Below are 20,913 nucleotides of genomic sequence, written 5' to 3' on the forward strand. Positions count from 1 at the left end.
CCATGCCCGTTTCATTCCAACGCGTGTACCTCGAAAGCGCCGGCTACTTCATGCCCGGCGAGCCTGTTCCCAACGACCGCATGGACGCGTACATCGCGCCGCTCAACCGCATGTCGGAGCGCATCAAGCGCCGCATCCTGGCCGAGAACGGCATCCTCACGCGGCACTACGCGATCGACGAAGAAGGCGTGACGCGCCACACCAACGCGCAACTCGCGGCCGGCGCGATCCGCGACTGCCTGCAGCGCGGCGGCGCCGAGCTGTCGCGCGTGTCGCTGCTGGCCAGCGGCTCCTCGGGCGGCGACACGTTGATGCCCGGCTTCGCCAACATGATCCAGGGCGAGCTGGCGGCGCAGCCGATGGAAACGCATTCGGTGCACGGCATCTGCGCGGCCGGCGTGTCGGCGATCCAGACGGCGGCGCAGGGCATCGAGCTGGGCGCGCACCGTTCGGCGCTGGCGGTGGCCAGCGAAATGCCGTCGCGCCTGTTCAAGCGCTCGCGCTTTGCCGCGCGCGGCTACGAGACCGACTTCGACTCGCACTTCCTGCGCTGGATGCTGTCCGATGGCGCGGGCGCGCTGCTGCTGTCCGACGGCACGCCCGCGCTGGCCGGCAAGCCGGGGCTGCGCCTGAAGCTGAAGTGGGTGCACCAGCGCGCCTTCTCGGGCGACTATCCGGTGTGCATGCAGCTGGGCCTCACCGAAGACCGCGCGCGCGGGCATCTCGATTTCGGCTCATGGGCCGAGGCCGAGGCAGCCGGCGCGCTGTCGCTGCGCCAGGACATTCGCCTGCTGCCGCACCTGTTCGACATCGGCATCCACGAGTACGCGGGCCTGGTGCGCGACGGCTGGGCCGATCCGAAGCGGGTCGACCATTTCCTCTGCCACTACTCGTCGGAAAAATTCATCCCGGTGGTCGAAGACCTGATGGCCAAGGCCGACCTGGCGATTCCGCGCGAGCGCTGGTGGAGCAACCTGGCCTGGCGCGGCAACACGGGCGCAGCGTCGATCCTCGTGATGCTGGCCGAGTTCCTGCACACCAAGGCGCTGAAGCCGGGCGAGCAGATCTTCTGCTACGTGCCGGAGTCGGGGCGCTTCATGGCGGCGTACATGCTGCTCGAGGTCGAGGCCGTCGATGCGGCGCCCGTCGTGATCGCGCCCCGCGCGGCGGCAGTGGCGCCCGACGACGACCTCGTCATCGCGCCCCCGCACGACCCGGCCGCCGCGCCCGAAGGCCTGGGCGCCTTGCTGACCGAACTGGCCGCCATCTGGCACGACTACCGCTCGCGCGTGTGGCGCACGCCGCTGATCCGCCAGATCCGCGAGCGCCGCTTTGCCGTGCCCGACTACCTGAACTGGATGGAGCAGTGGGTGCCGCAGGTGCGCGAGGGCAGCCTGTGGATGCGCGAAGGCGCTGCCTCGCTCAGCGAGCCGTACCGCATGCTGTCGTCGCTGATCGACGTGCACGCGGGCGAGGAGCAGAACGACTTCAACATCCTCTTCAGCGACTACCGCAAGGCCGGCGGCACGGTCGAGTCGATCGACGAACTGCGCCGCAACCCCGGCGGCGAGGCGCTCAACGCCTACCTGCACGGCCTGGCCGCCACGCGCGACCCGATCGGCCTCCTGGGCGCGATCTACATCATCGAAGGCACGGCCAGCGCATCGTGCCGGCATTGCTGCCGCTGCTCAAGGCCAGCTTGAAGCTGCCGCCCGACGCCTTCCGATTCCTCGAGTACCACGGCCACAACGACGAACACCACCTGAACCGCTGGCTCGCCGCGGTCGAGATGGTGATGGCCGTGGAAGGGCAGGCCCGCGCCGCCCGCCAGATTGCCGACACCGCGCGCCACACGGCGGCGCTGTACCTGATGCAGTTCCAGCACATCACCGAACGAATGCCCCATGGATCGAACGCCTGAGTTTTTGACGCAAGCCCACGACGAGCGCGACCCCAGCCCCTGGCTGGCGCTTTACCTCGACCAGAGCACGCCGCTGCCCGACGACGTCAAGGCGGCGTGGCTGGCCGATTCGAGCTCGGCCTCGCGCCAGTACCTGCTGCCGTTCCTGCGACCGATCGCGCGGTTGACGATCATCCTGATCCAGATCGTGAAGGTGTTCGTGCCGCGCAACTGGTCGCATTCGGTACTGCTGCACCGCTTCCTGGCGTGGGGGCTCAAGCGCTTCGTGTCGCCCGAGGCGAACTGGCTGATCCTGCGGCACTTTCACCTGGGCTCGCAGGTGCTGGCCTTCATCGGCCGCAACTCGCCCGCGCCCGTGGGCACGTCGCCGCTGGAACCGGCCGACATCGACGCGCTGAAGGACGAGATGTTCCTCAAGCACGACCTGAACCTGTTCAACTTCGTGATCCGGTTGAACATAGCGCTGCGCGACAAGGGGTTGGCGCTGTGCAAGGCCGAGCAGGTCGATTTCTCGATGATCCAGCCGCCGGCGCTGCGGCTGGAAGACATGCCGCAAGGCAAGCTCAATTTTCTCGACCTGCAAAGCGCCATCGAACTGTTCACGCCGCTGTACCAGCTGATGCTGACCGACAACGATTTCTGGCGCGCCGCCAACTCCTTGCAACTGGACGAAACCATCGGCATCTACGCGGCGACGATCCTGAACGCGCCGGAGCACCTGATCCTGGTCAACAACAAGCATCCGCTGGTGCCGCTGTCGACCCTGCGGGCCGGGCACCGGCTGGTGATCCACGGCCTGTCGACCGAAATGCTCCACAGCCTGCTCCAACGCATGCGCGCGGCGCAGGAAGCCATGTCGGCAGAGACACTTCCGCGGGACCCGCCCCTTGCATAGGGGTATGCTGTCCCCACATGCAAACCATGAACACGACCCGAAATCCGTCCCCCAAGACCGATCTGGCGGTGACCCACGTGCTGGCTCAACTGCTGGAGAGGCTCGAGCACAGCGCCGTGCCGGTTGGCGCCGAGCAGTACCGCTCGGTGGTCGAGCACCTGGTGCATGAATTCGAAGACGTCGAGCCCGGTGCCGAACTGGGCCAGTTGCTCGATGCCTATCCGGCCGCCTCCGAGGTCTACGAAAATATGAATTACCAGCACGCCGGCCTTTGCCGCTCGGCGCTGGACGTTTCCCTGGCCGCCGAAGGCGCAGCCAGGGAAGCCATTGCCCGCGCCATGCGCGGTGACGAATCGAACAAGGACAAGATGCATGGCCAAGGGTGAAGTGAAAACGGCAGTGGTGGCGGACGGGCTGCGCTACAAATCGAAGGCGCCGGGCTCTCCGTTCCGCGCCTCGGCGTCGTTCAGCGGGGCCACGATGTCCTGCTTCATGTGCGGCAAGCACCGCGTGCGTTCGCAGCTGCGCACGCGCCAGGTGCTGGGCAAGTCGCAGACCGTCTGCGCGCCTTCGTGCAAGGCGCTCGACGAGGCCCTCGAGGCCGAAGCATCGTCGAGCTGAGCGCCTAGCACGGCGCCGCGTCGCGTTGGCGACATGGCCTCATCGGCATGTCGTCGATTGCCTTCCATCCCGGTCGCAATCGATATACAGTTGGACACAAATGATGCAAGTAATTGCATTTAATCTAAAGTTCTAATTTGTAGCCGATGACCACTCAAATCCAGCAAGAAGGCGATCGGTGCCCCGCAGCGGGCGTGGATTTTTCTCTGCGTGGAGGGCCTGAGCTGTGAACAAGCCACGTCACGTCGTCATGCAGGTCGTCAAGCGCTCGTCCGGCAGCGCCACGCACCATGTCGAATTCCTCATGGACGACAACTTCGCCGAGCGCCTGCGCCAATTGCGCTCGCTGGTGCCGCCGCTGGGTGCCCTCAACAAGCAACGCGACCTCGTGATCGACAAGGTGCGCGTGCGCCTGCCCAACGCCATCTGGCGCTCGGGCAACGAGATCGCCATCGACGGCGGGGTGGACGGCTCCTGCATCGTGATCGCGGCCGAGGGCTCGTTCAACTGCGGCGGCAAGGACCGCCGCACGCGCGAAAAGCTCGTGACCTACAACTTCTCGATCGCACGCCTGATCGAGCTGCACAGCGAACGCCCCGAAGGCGAAACGCTCTACATCCGCGACGGCGTGTTCGCCAACGACGAACCGGCCGAATCGCCGGCCGGCCGCTGGGTGGCTTCGATGCACGAACTCGAAGTGGTGATGCGCGTGCCCGATGCGCCGTCCGATTTCGACACGCTGCACGACCTCACGTTGCGCGCCGACGGGCAGCCGACGCAGGCGGGCGCGCTGAGCCCGCACCGCGCCAGCATCTACTGACCCCGGCTGACGAACTCAGGCCGATGTTGCCGCAGGCGCGCCCACGGGCGTGAACTGCGCGCCGTTGTCGGCCAGCCAGCGCGCCGAGAGGCTGCTGTCCTGCTGGTCGGGGTGGAAGTCGCTGCGCAGGTACTGGCGCCAGCCCGCGAGATTGCCCCGCAGCAGGCCGCCGCGGCCCAGCAGGATGCGCGCGGCGCTCTTCCAGGTGGCCCACTTCCACAATTGCTTTTCATGCCGCAGGTTGTCGACCGTCTGGCGCATCAGGTCGCCGAGGAACATCACCGTCACGCGGCGGAACCAGCGCGTGCGCCATTCGTCGGAGCCGCCCGCGGCCTTGTAGATGTCGAAGGCGACGCTCTTGTGCTCCAGCTCTTCGGCGCTGTGCCAGAGCCACATCGTGCGCAGCCGGGGCTCGGCGCCGTCGAGGATCTCGGGGCGGGCCAGCAGCCACTCGGCGAACATGGCCGTGAAGTGCTCGGTGGCCGCCGTCACGGCCAGCGCGTGACGCGGATCGGCGCCGTCCATCAGTTCCATGCGCTGGCTGGCGCGCGCGGTCCAGCGGTCGACCAGGCCCTGCTGCTCGAGGTGCGCGTTGAACAGCGAATGGATGCGCCGGTGCGTCGCCTCCTGGCCGATGAAGCCGCGCACGTCGGCGCGATGGCGCTCCTGCACTTCGGGCGGCAGCGTGGCCATGGCGTCACGTACGGCGTCGATGAAGAACTGCTCGCCGAAGGGGAAGCTCATCGACAAGGCGTTGAAGAAGGCGGTCGAGAAGGCATCGCCGCCGCACCAGTCGTGCGAGAAGGGCGGTTGCAGGTCGATCAGCAGGCGGCGGACTACGAGTTCGGTCATGGGGTGGAAATTCCAGAGGTCGTGGGCACAAAGGCTGGTACAGATCCGTACCGCGTGCCGCCATGGTGCAATTGTGAGCTGGTACTGTCAAGTACCAAGGCGTAGGAAAATGAATCGCACATGACTGCCACCATCGACAAAACCGCCACGCCCGACGCCGCCGAAGGCGCGCCCAGCGAGCACTACGCGCGGCTGCTCCAGGGCATGGCGCATGCCGTGGCGGCCAAGGGCTACGCCGACACCACCATCGCCGACATCGTGCGCGAGGCCGCCGTGTCGCGGCGCACGTTCTACGAGCACTTCAGCACCAAGACCGAGTGCCTGATCGCGCTGTACGAAACGGCCAGCCGGCTCGGCCTGCAGGCCGTGAGTGAGGCCTTCGACCCGGCCCAGCCGTGGCACACGCAGGTGGAGCAGGCGATGACCGCCTACATGGACTACCTCGCGCAAGACCCGGTGCTGCTGCGCACGCTGTTCGTCGAGATCCTCGGGCTGGGCCTGCCGGGCCTGGCGGCGCGGCGGCGTGTGAACGGCGAGATCGCCAACTTCATCCAGGTGGCGATCAACAGCAGCGATTCAGGCGAGGTGCCCGCGGCGCACATGAGCAGCCAGATGGCGATGACGGTGGTGGGGGGCATCAATGAACTGGTGCTGCAGGCCATCGAGCAGGACCGCGTGGGCGACCTGCGCGAGTTGGTGGCGCCCGCCACGCGGCTGGTGCGCGCCGTCGCGGCGGACAGCCGACGCTAGTCGCGCTCGTTGTGGCGCGACGTGGCCGCAGCCCACAGCACGAGCAGCCCCGCCACCACCATCGTCGCCAGCGCGCCCAGGTACGGCAGCACGTCGTGCAACGGCGCCCCCATCTGGTTGAGCCGCAGCGAGGCCTGGATGCCCGCCGTGCTCGGGAACAGCCAGCGCAGCGCCTGCAGCGGCGCGGGCAGGGCCTCGACGGGCCACGAGAATCCTGAGAGAAACGCCATCGGCAGCGCAGTGAAGAGCAGCACCTGCAGCGCACGCTCGCGGTCGCGGAACCAGCATCCCAGCAGCAGGCCCAGCACGCAGATCGCCGGCACGTAGAACAGCAGCAGCACCAGCGCGGCGAACGGATTGCCGCCGCGCGGATAGTCCTGCAGGAAGAACACCCAGCCGAAATAGAACAGGCCGCTCAGCACGCCGAAGCCCGACAGCGCACCGAGCCGCCCCAGCCACGCACCCATGCCCACGCGCAGCCGGCCGGCCTCGGCCCAGGTGCCGGCCAGCATCGCGGCGCCCATCAGCAGCGTCTGCTGCAGGATCAGCAGCGCCACCGCCGGCACCACGTAGCTGCCGTAGCCCTCGGTCGGGTTGAACAGCGCCACCAGCTGCGTGTTGAGCGGGCTGCGGCTGCGCGCGGCCTGCACCGCGCTTTGGCCACCGGCCTGCAGCTTGCGGATCTCGACACCGGCCGACACCGTGCCCACCGCCTCCGAGAAGCCGTACAGCACCGCCTTGTTCAGCAGCGCGTAGGCGCCGTTGCCCTCGATGCTCACCACCGCCGGCGTGCCGCGCAGCACGTTGCGCTTGAGGTCCTTTGGCAGCAGCGCGTAGCCCTCGATCTCGCCGCGCCACAGCGCCTGCTGCGCCTCGTGCACGTCGGACGTGACCATGCGCACATCGAGCCGCGGGCTGGCCATGGCGAAGCGCGCGATCTGCCGCGACAGCCCGCTGTGGTCCTGGTCGACCACCGCCACCGGCACCCGCGTGACGGCCTGCGTGCCGTAGGGCCACGGGTAGAAGAAGCCGTAGATGATGGGCGCGAGCAGCATGATCAGCAGCACGCCCTTGTCGCGCAGCACGCCGAGGGCGGTGTCGCGCCAGGCGTCGGCGAAGCCCTGGATGCGCGTGCTCATCAGCGGCCTCCCCACGTCTCGGGCGCCGCGGCCGCACGCACCAGCAGCGTGGCCGACACGGCCAGCAGCACCGCGGTGCCCACCACCATCCACAGCGGCGTGGCGGCCGAGTAGGCCAGGGGCGCACCCATCTGCAGCTGCTCCATCTGCACGCGGATGTAATGCGTGTAGGGCAGCAGTCCGGCCCACAGCTGTGCGAGCACCGGCATGGCGACCAGCGGAAAGCCCACGCCGCCGAACGCGAAGGCCGGCGCGGTGATGAAGCCGGTGGCCGACAGCGCGGTGCGCAGCGAGCGCGTGAGGCTGGCCACGAAGGCGCCGAGCGCGATCGACAGCGCCAGGAACACCATCAGCGCGAACAGCGTCCATCCCACCGAGCCGACCGGGTGCCAGCCGCGGCCCGCCGTGATCCACAGCATGGCGGCCAGGCCCACCGCCGACAGGCTCGCGAACGGCAGCGCCAGCTTGCCCGCCAGCGCGGCCAGCGCTTCGGGCCAGCGCGGCGCCGCGCCGAGCCAGCCGCCCAGGCTGCGGTCGCGCAGCTCGCGGCCCACGGCCCAGGCGCCGGCCGTCATCGCGAGGATGTGCAGCAGCGCCGGAATGAGCGCGGCACCGAGAAACTGCTCGTAGTCGGTCGAGGTGTTGAACAGCGCCACCATGCTGGCCTTGACCGGGTCCATGCTCACGCGCGCGGCCTTCATCGACTCGCCGCGCTTGTTGCGCACCGCGAGCTCGACGCCGGCCGACACCGTGGCGACGGCGGTGCGCACGTCGCGCTGGATCAGGCTCGAGTGCGTGCCCAGCTGCGCGTTGTGCAGCAGCACGACCTGCCCGACGCGGCCCTGCTTGACGTCGCGGCTCAGTTCGCGCGGCAGCTGCACCGCGGCGTCGACGGCGCCGCTGGTGAGCGCGCGCTGCATCTCGCCTTCGTCGGCGTACTGCTGCGCCACGCGCAGGCCCGGCGTGGCGTCCAGGAAGCGCACCAGCTGGCGCGAGAGGGCGGAGTGGTCCTGGTCGAGCACGCCGATCGGCAGGCGCTCGGGCAGGCCGGCCGAGAAGATCCACCAGATCAGGAACACCGCGAGCAGCGGCACCCACGAGATCATGGCCAGGTCCCACGGGCGCGTGCGCAGCAGCGCGAATTCGCGCCGGGCGCTGGCGGTGGAAAAGCCGCGCAGGCTCATGGCGGGTGCGGCCTCAGTCGACCAGAACGCTCATGCCGGGGCGCGCGCCTTCGATCGGCTTGAGCGGCCGGGCGCGGACCTCGAAGGTGCGCACGTCGAAGCCGGCGCCGCCGCGCGTGGCGCGCCAGGTGGCGAAGTCGGGCAGCACGCCGCTGTAGTAGACCTTGAAGCGGGCGGTGCGCCGGTCTTCGGGCAGGGCGGGCAGGCGGGCGTCGAATTCCTTGTCGAGCGCGAAGCGGGCCAGCCGGTCTTCGCGCACGTTGAGCACCACCCACTGGTCGTTCAGGTCGACCACCGTGACCACGGCCACGCCCTGCGGCGAGAGCTCGCCGACCTTGGCGAGCACCTTGGCCACTTCGCCGCCGACCGGGCTGCGCAGCTCGGTCTCGGCCTTGGCGGCTTCCACCTCGGCGACCACGCCGGCCACCTGCCGCGCCTGTGCGTTGGCAGCGGCCTTGTCCTCGGGGCGGGCGCCGGTGCGCGCCATGTCGTACTGCGCCTTGGCCGCTACGGCGGCGTCGCGCGAGGCCTTCCAGTTGGCTTCGGCCTCGTCGCGCTTCTGGTCGGCCACGAGGCCGTCGCGCGCCAGGCCGTCGACACGGCGGAACGACGTCTGCGCGAGTTGGGCAGCGGTTTCGGCGCGCTGCCACTGCATGCGCGCCATTTCGATTTCTTGCGGGCGGGCGCCGTTCTGCGCCTTGTCGGCCACGGCCTGCGCGGCCTGCTCGGCGGCGGTGGCCTGCGCCAGCTTGGCGCGCACCTCGGGGCTGTCCATGCGCACCAGCAGGGCGCCGGCCTGGATGCGGTCGCCTTCCTTCACGGCCACTTCGGCGATGCGGGCCGTGACCTTGCCGGCCACGTCGGTTTCGCGCGCCTCCATCTGGCCCTGGAACACCTCGGGCGCCGGCTGCGCGGCGCGCCAGAAGCCCCAGACGAGCAGCACCAGCACGAGCAGTGCGGCGGCGATGGCGATCAGTCGGCGGGTCTTGGCACTCATCATGGTCAGTTCACCTTCACGTCGGCGCGCGCGATGTAGTCGGAAAAAGTCTCGGACAGGCCCGCGCTCTCGAGCAGCTGCGCGAGCGCCTGCACGTAGTCGTTGGCGGCCTGCGCGCGTTCGGTCAACACCTTGGCCTGGTTGGTCTCGGCGTCGATCAGGTCGAGCGTGGTGCTGGTGCCTTCGCGCAGCCCGGCGGTGCGCAGCTTGACCACCTCCTGTGCAAGCTCGACCGAGACCTTCATCTCGAGGTACTGGCGGCGCGCGTTGTCCAGCGCGCGCCAGTTGCGTTCGACCAGCAGCGAGATGTCGCTGCGCGCCTGCAGGTCGGTGCGCTCGGCCTGTTCGACCTGCTTGTGCGAGGCGGCCGACAGCGCGTTGCGGTCGACCGAGTCGTACAGCGTCCAGCGCACGCCCAGGCCGGCCACCCAGTCGGCGTTGCCGCTCTTGATCTCGCGCGTGCCGAAGGCGATGACCTGCGGGCGGCGCAGGGCCTCTTCGCCTTCGTGCAGCTGCTCGGCCTGCGCCTTCTTGGCCGCGACCTTGCCCAGGCCCGGATGCCGCGTGAGCGCCGCATCGATGAAGTGGCCGAGCGGCTCGATCGGCGCACTGATGAGAAACAGCGGCGTCTGCGGCGTGACGCTGCCCTCGGCGCGCACCGTGCGCGCCAGGGCCACGCCCGCCAGCGCGGCGTCGTTCTCGGCCTTGCGGGCATTGCGGCGCGCTTCTTCGTACGCGGCGCTGGCCTGCAGCCGCTCGACGCGCGAGATCACGCCGGCGGCGAGCATCTTCTGCGCCGCCGCGTCGTGCTGGGCGATGGTGCGCTCGGCCTGCAGGCGCAGCGTGGCCGCGCGCTGCGCGAGTTGGGCGCCGAAGTAGCGCTGCACCAGCAGCGTGTCGACCTCGTGGCCGGCCTGTTCGGCATCGGCCTGGGCCTCGCGCGCCTGCGCCGAGACGAAGCCGCGCACCGCGTCGGTCGCGCCGCCCAGGTAGAGCGGCCACACGGCCGACACCGAGGCGTTGGCGCCGGTGTCGTGGCGGTTGAGCGTGTAGCTGTTGGGCAGCTGCGGAATCGGCACGCGCGAGACAAAGCTCTGGATCGACGGCGGCAGCGACGAGCCGATCTGGCCGAGCTTCTGGTTGAGCGGGTCGAGGTCGAGGTTCAGGTTCGCGTTGTACGCATAGGCCAGCCCCGAGATGCTGAGCACCGGCCCGCCCAGGCGCTTGACGCCTTCGCTCTGCAGTTCCTTGGCCTCGACGGCCATGCGCGCGGCGGCCAGCTTGTCGGAGCGCTCGACCATGCGCTGGCGCGCGGCGTCGAAGCTCAGCGCCAGCGTGCTGGTGGTGTCGCCGCGGGCCTGCTGCTGCGCGAAAGCCGCGCCGCCGAGGAAGGCCGGCAACAGCAGCAGGGACGGAAGAAGGGCGAGGCGAGGTCGTGTCATCGGCATCAGGCGGTCTTGTGCAGCAGGGCGTCGAGCTCCTGCTGCAGGATCACGGGAAAGGCGGCCTGCACCGCCCCGGTGGCCAGCGGCCGTGCTTTCTCGAGCAGCTGCGCGGCGCGGCCGGCATCGAGGGTGTCGCCGGAAAGCAGGCTGTCGGCCAACGTGCGCAGCCAGCGCCGCGCCACGGTGCGCAGCGTGCGGACCATGGTTTCCTGCATGCCGATGACCGCTTCGAGCGGCAGGCCGAGCGCGGCCAGCTGTTCGGCGACCTGGCCGAGCGCCGGGCTCAGCACCTGCACTTGGCCGTCGGGCAGTTCGCGCATGAGGCCGGCGCGGGTGGCGCGGCCGAGCAGGGCGGGCGTCATCTGGCCCTGCCACTTGGTGGCCAGCGCCTGGGCCGACACCACCACGGGCGTTTCTTCGGCGAACAGGCTGCCCGACACCGAGCGGGCCACGGCCAGCAGGTCGGGCCAGGTGGAGGCCGGCGCGCGCGTGAAGATGCGGCGGATCGCCTCGATGCCGAAGCCCTGTTCGCGCAGTTCGCGGATCAGCGCCAGGCGCTGGACGTGGTCGGGGCCGTACAGGCCGAGCCGGCCCTGCAGCCGCGGCGGCGGCAGCAGGCCGCCCGTGGTGTAGGCGCGAATGTTGCGCACCGTGACGCCCGTGCGCGCCGCCAGGGCCTCGATGGAGAGGTCCTGCACGGCGGTGGAATCAGGCGTGGCGGTGGATGCGTTCATGTGACAGTTTCAATGTTACATCGAAAATGTTGCATAAAACCAGCCCGGATCGCGCGGTCCGGGCGGGGCATCCTCAGCCCGGCTTGCGCTGCGCCGGGTCGTAGAAGAACTGCTCTTCGGCGATGCGCTCGCCGTCCCAGCGCTGCCAGGCGATCTCTTCCATGCGCATGCGGCCGCCGCCCTTGAACGTGAACTCGAAGATCCAGTTGATGCCGACGTGGTCGCCGTTCACCAGCACCGGCCGCACGCAGGTCGACGCCACCGACTCGGTGCGCGCGAGCACGGCGCTTTCCTGCGCGACCAGCGTGCTGCGCCCGCGCCGCGGCTCGGCCTGGTTCTCGCGCATGGTGGCGTCTTCGGTGTAGAAATCTTCGATGACCTGGGCATGCGCGCCGCCTTCGACGGCGGCAATGAAGGCTTCGAGCCGGGCGGGCGTGGGCATGTCAGGACTTCACTTTCACTTCGACGCGGCGCGCTTCCGAGGCCGGCCCGTCGGCCTGCGACTGCTCGGGCTTGGCGAGTTCGATCTTGTCCTCGGGCGCGCCCGCCGCCTTGATGGCGTCGCGCACGGCCATGGCGCGCTGCTTGGCCAGCTCGGCGTTCTTGGCCGCATCGCCGCTGGCGTCGTGGTAGCCGCTCACCAGCACGGTGCTGCCGCTCTGCACGGCCTTGATGACATCGGCCAGCGCCTCCTTGGCATTGGGCGCGACCTCCGCGCTGGCGCTTGCGAAGTAGAACTTCACGATGCCGTTCTCGACCTTCACCGCAGCGGCTTCGGTGGCGCCGACGGCCGCCGAGGCGAGGGTGGCGGCCGGCGTGGCTGCCGGTGCCGTCGCCGCAGGTGCGGTGGCTGCAGGTGGCGTCTCGACCTTGGTCGGCACGGCCGCTGCCGCATCGCCGGCGTGGAACTTGACCACCAGCGGCACGATCAGCAGCGCCACGATGTTGATGATCTTGATCAGCGGGTTCACCGCCGGGCCGGCCGTGTCCTTGTACGGGTCGCCCACGGTGTCGCCGGTGACGGCCGCCTTGTGCGCCTCGGAGCCCTTGCCGCCGTGGTGACCGTCTTCGATGTACTTCTTGGCGTTGTCCCACGCACCGCCGCCCGTGCACATGCTGATGGCGACGAACAGGCCGGTGACGATCGTGCCCATCAGCAGGCCGCCGAGCGCCTTCGGTCCCAGTACCAGGCCGACCAGGATCGGAACCACCACCGGCAGCAGCGACGGGATCATCATTTCCTTGATGGCCGCGCCGGTCAGCATGCCCACGGCCTTGCCGTACTCGGGCTTGCCGGTGCCTTCCATGATGCCGGGGATCTCGCGGAACTGGCGGCGCACTTCTTCCACCACCGCACCGGCCGCGCGGCCCACGGCCTCCATGGCCATCGCGCCGAAGAGGTAGGGGATCAGGCCGCCGATGAACAGGCCCACGATCACCATCGGGTCGCTCAGGTTGAAGCTGATGTTCAGCCCGAAGCTTTCCAGCTTGTGGGTGTAGTCGGCAAAGAGCACCAGCGAAGCCAGGCCGGCCGAGCCGATCGCGTAGCCCTTGGTCACGGCCTTGGTGGTGTTGCCCACCGCGTCCAGCGGGTCGGTGATGTCGCGCACGCTGGCGGGCAGCTCGCTCATCTCGGCGATGCCGCCGGCGTTGTCGGTGATGGGGCCGTAGGCGTCCAGCGCCACCACGATGCCGGCCATGCTCAACATCGACGTCGCGGCCACCGCGATGCCGTACAGGCCCGCGAGGGCGTAGGAGGCCAGGATCGCGATGCACACGAAGATCACCGGCCAGGCCGTCGAGCGCATCGACACGCCCAGGCCCGCGATGATGTTGGTGCCGTGGCCGGTGGTCGAGGCCTGTGCGATGTGCTGCACGGGCTTGTACTGCGTGCCGGTGTAGTACTCGGTGACCCACACCAGCGCGGCCGTGAGCGCCAGGCCCACGAAGCAGGCGCCGAACAGTTTCAGCTGGCTGCCGCTGGCTGCAATGGCGTTGTCCGGAATGATCCAGCTGGTCACGAACCAGAACGCGATCAGCGACAGGATGCCCGCCACCGCCAGGCCCTTGTAGAGCGCCGGCATCACGTTGACCATGCCCGGCGAGGCCTTCACGAAGAAGCAGCCGATGATCGACGCGATGATCGACACGCCGCCCAGCGCGAGCGGGTACAGCACCGCGTCCAGCGGCGCCGCCGTGACCATCAGCGCGCCCAGCACCATGGTGGCGATCAGCGTCACCGCGTAGGTCTCGAACAGGTCGGCCGCCATGCCGGCGCAGTCACCGACGTTGTCGCCCACGTTGTCGGCAATCACGGCCGGGTTGCGCGGGTCGTCTTCCGGAATGCCGGCTTCGACCTTGCCCACCAGGTCGGCACCGACGTCAGCGCCCTTGGTGAAGATGCCGCCGCCCAGGCGCGCGAAGATCGAGATCAGCGAGGAGCCGAAGGCAAAGCCGATCAGCGGATTGAGGATGGCCGCCAGGCTGTGGTCCGCCTTCGGCGCGCTGCCGGCGAGGAACCAGTAGAAGCCCGTCACGCCCAGCAGGCCCAGGCCCACCACCAGCATGCCGGTGATGGCACCGCCGCGAAACGCCACGTCGAGCGCCGGGCCGATGCCCTTGGTGGCGGCCTGCGCGGTGCGCACGTTGGCGCGCACCGACACGTTCATGCCGATGAAGCCGCAGGCGCCCGAGAGCACCGCGCCGACCACGAAGCCGGCGGCCGTGGTCAGGTCGAGGAAGAGGGCGATGAGCACCGCGAGCACCACGCCCACCACCGCGATGGTGGTGTACTGCTTGGCGAGGTAGGCCGAGGCGCCGGCCTGGATGGCCGCGGCGATTTCCTGCATCCGGGCGTTGCCCGGGTCCTTGGCGAGAATCCAACTTCGGGCCCAGAAACCGTAGCCTACGGCCACCAGGCCGCAGACGATGGCAAGAATCAGGGGGGTGTTGCCGCTCATGCTTTGCTTCTCCATTCGTTCGTTGTGACTTGTGGAGACGGACAGCCTGGGCCCTGCGCGCAACGCGTACGGGACCATGTTCTCCGCCGCGTTGCTTCCTCGAAGCTCGCTGCACCGAAGGTGCGGAGCCGATTGGCCAACGCTTGCAATTTACAGGCAAAAACACACACGCGTGCGACCGGCCCGTGACACGGAAAGTAAACTCCGGGTTTGTCCCCATCCGTCTCATACTTTTCAACTACTCGAAAAACGTCATGTCCTTCGACAAAGTCTCCCCCGGCAAGAACGTCCCCGACGCCTTCAATGTCGTGATCGAAATCCCGATGAACGCCGACCCGATCAAGTACGAAGTCGACAAGGAATCGGGCGCGATCTTCGTGGACCGCTTCATGACGACGGCCATGTACTACCCCGCCAACTACGGCTACGTGCCGCAGACCCTGTCGGGCGACGGCGACCCGGTCGACGTGCTGGTGATCGCCCCGTACCCGCTGCTGCCGGGCGTGGTCGTGCCCTGCCGCCCCCTGGGCATCCTGATGATGGAAGACGAAGCCGGCGTTGACGGCAAGGTGCTGGCCGTGCCCACCGACAAGGTGCTGCCGATCTACAGCCACTGGAAGTCGGTTGACGACGTGAACCCGATGCGCCTGAAGGCCATCAGCCACTTCTTCGAGCACTACAAGGACCTGGAAGCCGGCAAGTGGGTCAAGGTGCTGGGCTGGGAAGGCATCGATGCCGCCAAGAAGGAAGTTCTTGACGGCATCGCCGCGTACAAGAAGTAATTTTTTCTTTCGCTTGAAAGAAACGGCTTGGATGCTCCGGGCCGTCAGCCCCGGACCGCATCCCCGGCCAGCCGCATCCATTCGCGGTTGACGCCTCGCGCATGCGCGTTCCAGTGGCGCGCCGCCTGCTGCAGCTCGTTCCAATGGCGCTGCGCACCGGCGGTGTCGCCTTGCTGCGCCAGCCATGCGATGTAGCGGGCGCGCGTTTCCACCGTGTTGTAGCTGCTCAGCGCAGCCTCGAAGGCCTCGCGCGCTTCCGGCGTGCGGCCCTCGGCGGCGAGCGCGCGGGCGTTCAGCACGGCGACCTCGTCCTTGCGGTAGTCGTCGCGCGTGGCACGCAGGCTCTGCAGGGCCTGCGAGGCTTCGCGGGCCGAGGCCGGGCTGCCTTCGGCGACCAGCGCGCTGGCCAAGCCAAACTGCAGCTCGGGGTCGGAAGCGAAGGGGCCTTTCAGCGCGTCGCGGTAGTGCCCGACGGCGTCGGCCGCCTGGCCGCGGTCGAGCGCGGCCTTGGCCAGGCGCAGCTTGTTCTGCGCCGTGGGCGCCAGGTCGTAGGCCTCGGCGGCGGCGCGGTACTCGCGCTCGGGGTCGATGAAGCCGATGGCCGCACTGGCCACCTTGCCCGCGGTGCGCTGCATGCGCGAGGCCGGCAGGTACTCGACCACGAAGTACACGATGCTGCCGAGCAGCGGAAAGCTGAAGAGGATGATGAGCCAGTACATCTGCTTGCCGTGGCGCATGGCATGCACGGCGAAGTACAGCGCGATGAGGATGTGCAGTCCCAGTCCGACGAATGGCATCGGTGCTCCCTGTGTGTTGTGTGTGGTTGTTTGAGTGCCGGGCGGCTTTATAGCAGCCCCCGGCGCTCCCGCACCGATCAGGTCGCCTTGAACGGGCTGCGCTCGCCGAGGTGGTCCATGTAGTTCTCGATGCCGGCGCCTTCGCGCTCGAGGAAGCGCTCGACCGCGTCCGCGAACGACGGGTGGGCGAGCCAATGGGCGCTGGTGGTGCGCACCGGCATCAGCGCGCGGGCCATCTTGTGCTCGCCCTGCGCGCCGCCTTCGAAGCGCACCGCGCCGTGCGCGATGCACCAGGCGATGGGCTGGTAGTAGCAGGCCTCGAAGTGCAGGCAGTCGACGCGCTCCAGCGCGCCCCAGTAGCGGCCGTAGGCCACCAGCGGCTGCGCCTCGTCGGTGGAGAGCGCGATCAGGCTGGTCGCGATGGGGCGCCCGTCGCGCTCCGCCACGAACAGCAGCCACGCATCGGGCAGCGTGTCGGCCATGCGCTGGAAGAAATCGCGCGTGAGGTAGGGCGGGTTGCCGTGCTCGCGGTAGGTGCGCTCGTAGCAGCGGTAGAAGAAATCCCAGTCGGCGGCGGCAATGTCGGTGCCGCGCGACCAGCGGAAGCTGACGCCGGCCTCGGCGACCTTGCGGCGCTCCTGACGGATCTTCTTGCGCTTGTCGTGCGAGAGGCTGGCGAGGAAGGCGTCGAAGTCGGTGTAGCTGGCCTGTGTGCCGCTCAGCGAAGGGGTCGTGTTCGTCCAATGAAACTGCACCGTGTGGCGCAGCATGAGCCCGGCTTCGGTGCACGCGGCGATGTCGGCGTCGGCGCCGAACAGCAGATGCAAAGACGAAAGTTCCTGTTCCTTGCAGACCGCCACCAGCGCCTGCACCAGCAGCGTGCGGCTTGGCGCGTTGCGTGCCAGCAGCCGGGCGCCGGGCACCGGCGTGAAGGGCGCCGCCACCACCGCCTTCGGGTAGTAGGCGAGCCCGTGCTGCTCGTAGGCGTTGGCCCAGGCCCAGTCGAACACGTACTCGCCGTAGGAATGGTCCTTGAGGTAGAGCGCGCACGCGGCTTCGAGCACCTCGCCGCGCCACAGCGTGACGAACTGCGGTGTCCATCCGCGCTCGGGCGAGGCGCTGCCGCTGTCGTGCATCGCCGCGAGGTATTCGTGGCGCATGAAGGGCGAGGGCTCGGGCTGCGCGGCGAGCAGGGCGTTCCAGGCTTGCGGGTCGATGTCCGACGGCGACGCCAGAACCCGAATGACATAATCGTTCAAGCCTTTTTCTTCCTTCTGTATGACGCTCAAGCTCGCCATCGCGCAACTCAATTTTGTGGTGGGCGACCTCGTCGGCAATACGCAGAAGATCGTCGGCGCCGCACGCGAGGCCTACGCGCAAGGCGCGCGCCTTCTGCTGACACCCGAACTCTCGATTGCCGGCTATGCAGCGGAGGACCTGTTCCTCCGTCCCGCCTTCACCGAAGCCTGTGATGATGCCGTGAAAGGCATCGCCGCCGCGCTGGCTGACCTCAAAGACATGGTCGTGGTGGTGGGGCATCCCAGCGGCGGCAGCCTGCGCAGCCGGTCTGTGGCCGTGCAGCTGCGTCACAACGCGGCCAGTGTCATCAAGGAAGGCCGCATCCTCGAGACCTACGCCAAGCGAGAACTGCCGAACTACCAGGTGTTCGACGAGCGCCGCTACTTCACGCCGGGGCAGGGCACCTGCGTGTTCGAAGCGGGCGGCGTGTCGGTCGGCTTGCTGATCTGCGAGGACGCCTGGTTCGACGCGCCGGCCGAGCTGGCGCGCGCCGGCGGTGCGGAGGTACTGGCGGTGATCAACGCATCGCCGTACCACGTCGGCAAGGAAGGCGAACGCGTGGCGCGCATGGCCGATCGCGCACGCGCCGTGGGCCTGCCGCTGGTCTACGCGCACCTGGTGGGCGGGCAGGACGAAGTGGTGTTCGACGGCGCCTCGTTCGCGCTGCAGGCCGACGGCGCGCTGGCCGCGCAGGCCGAGAGCTTTCGCGAGCGGCTGGTCTTCATGGAGCTCGCGCGCGGGGCGCAGGGCGGCGTCGCCGTCGTGGCCGACCCGTCGGCCATCGCCGCGCCGCGCGACGCCGAGGCGCAGCTGTGGGACGCGCTGGTGCTCGGCGTGCGCGACTACATCGGCAAGAACGGTTTTCCGGGCGCGATCCTCGGGCTGTCGGGCGGCATCGATTCGGCGCTGGTGCTCGCGATCGCGGTCGACGCGTTGGGCAAGGACAAGGTCCGCGCGGTGATGATGCCGTCGCACTACACGGCCGACATCAGCTGGATCGACGCGCGGGACATGGCCGGCCGGCTGGGCGTGCGCTACGACGAGATTTCGATCAAAGACACCTTCGAGTCTTTCAAGGCCGCGCTGGCCGAGGAATTCAAGGGGCGGCTGGAAGACACGGCCGAGGAGAACATTCAAGCCCGCATCCGCGGCACGCTGCTCATGGGGTTGTCGAACAAGTTCGGCGCGATCGTGCTGACCACCGGCAACAAGAGCGAGATGGCCACCGGCTATTGCACGCTCTACGGCGACATGGCGGGCGGCTTCGCGGTCATCAAGGACCTGCTCAAGACCACGGTGTTCGCGCTGGCGCGCTGGCGCAACGCCCATGACCCGTACGGCACCGGCGCGGCGCCGATTCCCGAGCGCATCATCACGCGCCCTCCGAGCGCCGAGCTGCGCCCCGACCAGACCGACCAGGACAGCCTGCCGCCCTACGACGTGCTCGACGGCATCCTGGCACGCTACATGCAGGACGATGAAGGCATCGACGAGATCATTGCCGCGGGCTACGACCGCGCGGTGGTCGAGCGGGTTGCGCGGCTCATCAGGATCAACGAATACAAGCGGCGCCAGGCGCCCGTAGGCATCCGGGTCACCCACCGAAGCTTCGGCAAGGATTGGCGTTACCCTATCACCAGCAAGTTCAACGAAACCGCCGGAGCACAAAAACCATGAAGCAGATCACCGCCATCGTCAAACCCTTCAAGCTCGAGGACGTGCGCGAAGCCCTCGCCGAGGTGGGTGTCACCGGCCTCACGGTGACCGAGGTCAAGGGTTTCGGCCGCCAGAAGGGCCACACCGAGCTGTACCGCGGCGCCGAGTACGTGGTCGACTTCCTGCCCAAGATGAAGGTCGAAGTGGTCGTCAACGAGAGCGACGTGGAGCGCTGCATCGAGGCCATCGTGAGCTCGGCGCGCACCGGCAAGATCGGCGACGGCAAGATCTTCGTGACCGAGGTGGAGCGCATCGTGCGCATCCGCACCGGCGAAGAAAACGAAAACGCAGTCTAGAGCTCGCCCCCAGGCTGCGCGCACTTCGTGTCGCTTCGCCAACCCCCTGCCGGGGGCAACACCTGCGGCCCGGCAAAGCCGGTTCCGCGGTGTTCGCTGGAATGGGGTCCCAGAAGCCTTTGGGGCTCAGAGGTTTTCTGACAGCTTGTCGTCGCGGGGGTGCAAGGGGACTTCGGCGCGCAGCGCGGTCAGCAGTTCGGGCACGTCAGTGCCGGTGCGCACCAGGTCCATCTGCCATTCGCCCATGAAGCCCTCGCGCACGCTGTGCGCCAGGAAGCTCAGCAGGCCGTCGTAGTAGCCGGCGGTGTTGAGGATGCCGGTCGGCTTGTCGTGGTAGCCGAGCTGGCGCCAGGTCCAGATCTCGAACAGTTCTTCAAAGGTGCCGATGCCGCCCGCCATCGCGAGGAAGGCGTCGGCGCGCTCGCCCATCATGGCCTTGCGCTCGTGCATGGTGTCGACCACGTGCAGCTCGTCGCACAGGGGGTTGGCCAGTTCCTTGTCGACCAGGGCCTTGGGGATGATGCCGACGACGCGGCCGCCGGCCTGGCGGGTGGCCTCGGCCACCGTGCCCATCAGGCCTGTGCGGCCACCGCCGTAGACGAGCTGGCCGCCGTGGCTGCCGATCCACTGGCCCACGGCCTGGGCGGCCTGGGAAAACTCGGGGCGCTCGCCGGGGCGCGAGCCGCAATACACGCAAATCGAAAATTCAGGGGTCATCCTGCGATCATGCCGCAGGCGGCGGACCCGCTCATGACACGAAGCGTTGCCACAGGGCCGCGGCCCAGATGCCGCCGCACAGCGTGAGCGACAGCAGGACAGCGGCGCTGCCCATGTCCTTCGCGCGCTTGGAGAGGTCGTGCCATTCGGGGCCGATGCGGTCGATGGCGGCTTCCACCGCCGTGTTGAGCAGCTCCACGATCATCACCAGGATGGCACTGCCGGCGAGCAGCGCCACCTCGACCCAGCTGCGCCCGAGCCAGAAGGCGGCCGGGATCATCAGCATCGACAGGATGGCTTCCTGACGGAACGCCGGCTCGCTCCAGCCGGCGCGCAGGCCGTGCAGCGAGATCAGGGTGGCATGCCAGACGCGCTCGAAGCCCTTGCGGGCCTTCTGCGGGTTCACGGCGGGGTCGGGCAGGGCACTCATTGGCGGCTCATCGGCTTGGAGGTGATGAGCCGCGTACCGGCCCAGGCGTCGTGCCAGAACTGGCGCTCGGGGTGAAAACGGGCCAGCAGCGCCCAGATGGCGACCCAGCCGAAGATCAGCACGGTCGACTCGCCGCCCGACAGCTTGAACGGGGCGATGGCGGCCAGCGGCGGCAGGAACCAGACCCAGCTCAGCAGGTAGCGCGCCAGTGCGCGGCCCTGGCTGACGGGCCGGCCGTGGCGGTCGACGATGCGGATGTTCCAGGTCTTCATGGCCAGCGTCTGGCCCTTGGCCCAGAACCAGACGAAGTAGACGCCGAACACCACGAAGAGGAAGGCCTGCAGCAGGTGCCGCCGTTCGTCCATGGCGTCGCGCATCTGGCCCAGCGTGCTGAACAGCCAGCCGGACACGAACACGACCGCGAACAGCAGCATGCCCTCATAGAGCCAGCAGGCCATGCGCCGCCACAGGCCAGGCACCGCGGGGGCGTTGGGGGTGGATGAAGAGGGCGAGGCCGATTGGCCGGGTCCCGAGGCCTCGGGCGAACTGGAAACCATC

At 68.7% G+C, this 20,913-nt stretch carries 21 protein-coding genes and 1 pseudogene; 9 read left to right on the forward strand and 13 right to left on the reverse strand.

Translation table 11 applies throughout. The annotated features are described in order from the left end of the window. Positions 1 to 2 precede the first annotated feature (2 nt). The 5 genes and pseudogenes from ACAM52_RS09360 to ACAM52_RS09380 all read left to right on the forward strand — a co-directional run bounded on the left by ACAM52_RS09360 (position 3) and on the right by ACAM52_RS09380 (position 4,257). Positions 3 to 1,921 (forward strand): annotated as a pseudogene (locus tag ACAM52_RS09360) (iron-containing redox enzyme family protein). Continuing rightward, positions 1,905 to 2,816, forward strand: a complete 912-nt coding sequence (locus tag ACAM52_RS09365) for a hypothetical protein (protein WP_369646829.1) — start codon at positions 1,905 to 1,907, stop codon at positions 2,814 to 2,816. Before ACAM52_RS09360 ends, ACAM52_RS09365 begins: the two are co-directional and overlap by 17 nt. Positions 2,817 to 2,833: 17 nt before the next feature. Further along, positions 2,834 to 3,202, forward strand: a complete 369-nt coding sequence (locus ACAM52_RS09370; RefSeq protein ID WP_062473079.1) for a hypothetical protein — start codon at positions 2,834 to 2,836, stop codon at positions 3,200 to 3,202. Continuing rightward, on the forward strand, positions 3,189 to 3,437 hold the full coding sequence (locus ACAM52_RS09375) for a hypothetical protein (RefSeq protein ID WP_056580179.1): 249 nt from the start codon (positions 3,189 to 3,191) through the stop codon (positions 3,435 to 3,437). The genes ACAM52_RS09370 and ACAM52_RS09375 overlap by 14 nt, the downstream gene beginning before the upstream one ends. A gap of 226 nt (positions 3,438 to 3,663) precedes the next feature. Beyond that, on the forward strand, positions 3,664 to 4,257 hold the full coding sequence (locus tag ACAM52_RS09380) for a hypothetical protein (protein WP_095950214.1): 594 nt from the start codon (positions 3,664 to 3,666) through the stop codon (positions 4,255 to 4,257). A gap of 15 nt (positions 4,258 to 4,272) precedes the next feature. Here the strand turns inward: ACAM52_RS09380 and ACAM52_RS09385 are convergent, their stop codons facing one another. Beyond that, positions 4,273 to 5,109, reverse strand: coding sequence for a metal-dependent hydrolase (locus ACAM52_RS09385; RefSeq protein WP_062473075.1), 837 nt, complete (start codon positions 5,107 to 5,109; stop codon positions 4,273 to 4,275). Positions 5,110 to 5,229: 120 nt separating this feature from the next. Between ACAM52_RS09385 and ACAM52_RS09390 the strand changes: the two genes are divergently transcribed. Next, positions 5,230 to 5,859 (forward strand): TetR/AcrR family transcriptional regulator, encoded by a 630-nt coding sequence (locus ACAM52_RS09390; protein ID WP_062473073.1) that lies wholly within the window; start codon positions 5,230 to 5,232, stop codon positions 5,857 to 5,859. Here ACAM52_RS09390 and ACAM52_RS09395 read toward each other — a convergent pair. From ACAM52_RS09395 to ACAM52_RS09425, 7 genes are all read right to left on the reverse strand, one after another. Beyond that, positions 5,856 to 6,998: an ABC transporter permease gene (locus ACAM52_RS09395; RefSeq protein ID WP_369646830.1), complete on the reverse strand. Its 1,143-nt coding sequence runs from the start codon at positions 6,996 to 6,998 to the stop codon at positions 5,856 to 5,858. The genes ACAM52_RS09390 and ACAM52_RS09395 overlap by 4 nt on opposite strands. Then, positions 6,998 to 8,182: an ABC transporter permease gene (locus ACAM52_RS09400; protein ID WP_369629071.1), complete on the reverse strand. Its 1,185-nt coding sequence runs from the start codon at positions 8,180 to 8,182 to the stop codon at positions 6,998 to 7,000. The genes ACAM52_RS09395 and ACAM52_RS09400 overlap by 1 nt, the downstream gene beginning before the upstream one ends. A 13-nt stretch (positions 8,183 to 8,195) precedes the next feature. Then, on the reverse strand, positions 8,196 to 9,179 hold the full coding sequence (locus ACAM52_RS09405; protein ID WP_369646831.1) for an HlyD family secretion protein: 984 nt from the start codon (positions 9,177 to 9,179) through the stop codon (positions 8,196 to 8,198). 5 nt (positions 9,180 to 9,184) lie between these two features. Next, positions 9,185 to 10,621, reverse strand: coding sequence for a TolC family protein (locus ACAM52_RS09410; RefSeq protein WP_369646832.1), 1,437 nt, complete (start codon positions 10,619 to 10,621; stop codon positions 9,185 to 9,187). A 5-nt stretch (positions 10,622 to 10,626) separates the two neighbouring features. Beyond that, on the reverse strand, positions 10,627 to 11,358 hold the full coding sequence (locus tag ACAM52_RS09415; RefSeq protein ID WP_369646833.1) for a MerR family transcriptional regulator: 732 nt from the start codon (positions 11,356 to 11,358) through the stop codon (positions 10,627 to 10,629). Positions 11,359 to 11,431: 73 nt separating this feature from the next. Then, entirely contained in the window at positions 11,432 to 11,800 is a 369-nt protein-coding gene (locus tag ACAM52_RS09420) for a nuclear transport factor 2 family protein (RefSeq protein ID WP_369646834.1), read from the reverse strand. 1 nt (position 11,801) lies between these two features. Then, positions 11,802 to 14,318 (reverse strand): sodium-translocating pyrophosphatase, encoded by a 2,517-nt coding sequence (locus tag ACAM52_RS09425; RefSeq protein ID WP_369646835.1) that lies wholly within the window; start codon positions 14,316 to 14,318, stop codon positions 11,802 to 11,804. 254 nt (positions 14,319 to 14,572) lie between these two features. Here ACAM52_RS09425 and ppa point away from each other — a divergent pair, with 254 nt between their 5' ends. Beyond that, positions 14,573 to 15,100 (forward strand): inorganic diphosphatase, encoded by a 528-nt coding sequence (gene ppa, locus ACAM52_RS09430; RefSeq protein WP_007834256.1) that lies wholly within the window; start codon positions 14,573 to 14,575, stop codon positions 15,098 to 15,100. A 44-nt stretch (positions 15,101 to 15,144) separates the two neighbouring features. On the opposite strand, the gene ACAM52_RS09435 is transcribed toward ppa, so the two are convergent. Together ACAM52_RS09435 and ACAM52_RS09440 are read right to left on the reverse strand one after the other, a co-directional pair. Continuing rightward, positions 15,145 to 15,897 (reverse strand): hypothetical protein, encoded by a 753-nt coding sequence (locus tag ACAM52_RS09435; protein ID WP_369646836.1) that lies wholly within the window; start codon positions 15,895 to 15,897, stop codon positions 15,145 to 15,147. Between the two features lie 77 nt (positions 15,898 to 15,974). Beyond that, positions 15,975 to 17,156, reverse strand: a complete 1,182-nt coding sequence (locus ACAM52_RS09440; RefSeq protein ID WP_369646837.1) for a GNAT family N-acetyltransferase — start codon at positions 17,154 to 17,156, stop codon at positions 15,975 to 15,977. A gap of 19 nt (positions 17,157 to 17,175) precedes the next feature. On the opposite strand from ACAM52_RS09440, the gene ACAM52_RS09445 reads away from it, so the two are divergent. Together ACAM52_RS09445 and ACAM52_RS09450 are read left to right on the forward strand one after the other, a co-directional pair. Then, positions 17,176 to 18,873 carry an NAD+ synthase gene (locus ACAM52_RS09445; RefSeq protein ID WP_369646838.1) on the forward strand — a complete coding sequence of 566 codons (1,698 nt, stop codon included), beginning with the start codon at positions 17,176 to 17,178 and terminating at the stop codon, positions 18,871 to 18,873. Then, positions 18,870 to 19,208 carry a P-II family nitrogen regulator gene (locus ACAM52_RS09450; protein ID WP_056580191.1) on the forward strand — a complete coding sequence of 113 codons (339 nt, stop codon included), beginning with the start codon at positions 18,870 to 18,872 and terminating at the stop codon, positions 19,206 to 19,208. The genes ACAM52_RS09445 and ACAM52_RS09450 overlap by 4 nt, the downstream gene beginning before the upstream one ends. Before the next feature lie 126 nt (positions 19,209 to 19,334). On the opposite strand, the gene ACAM52_RS09455 is transcribed toward ACAM52_RS09450, so the two are convergent. From ACAM52_RS09455 to ACAM52_RS09465, 3 genes are read right to left on the reverse strand one after another with little or no spacing between them, the layout of a single operon-like run. Continuing rightward, a complete protein-coding gene (locus ACAM52_RS09455; RefSeq protein WP_095950203.1) occupies positions 19,335 to 19,925 on the reverse strand; it encodes a TIGR00730 family Rossman fold protein in 591 nt (196 codons plus the stop codon). A 31-nt stretch (positions 19,926 to 19,956) separates the two neighbouring features. Next, entirely contained in the window at positions 19,957 to 20,355 is a 399-nt protein-coding gene (locus ACAM52_RS09460) for a diacylglycerol kinase (protein WP_062481435.1), read from the reverse strand. After that, positions 20,352 to 20,912, reverse strand: coding sequence for an RDD family protein (locus tag ACAM52_RS09465; RefSeq protein ID WP_159271609.1), 561 nt, complete (start codon positions 20,910 to 20,912; stop codon positions 20,352 to 20,354). Before ACAM52_RS09465 ends, ACAM52_RS09460 begins: the two co-directional genes overlap by 4 nt. Position 20,913 lies beyond the last annotated feature (1 nt).

The organism is Variovorax sp. V118, from assembly GCF_041154445.1.
GTDB classification, from domain to species: domain Bacteria; phylum Pseudomonadota; class Gammaproteobacteria; order Burkholderiales; family Burkholderiaceae_C; genus Variovorax; species Variovorax boronicumulans.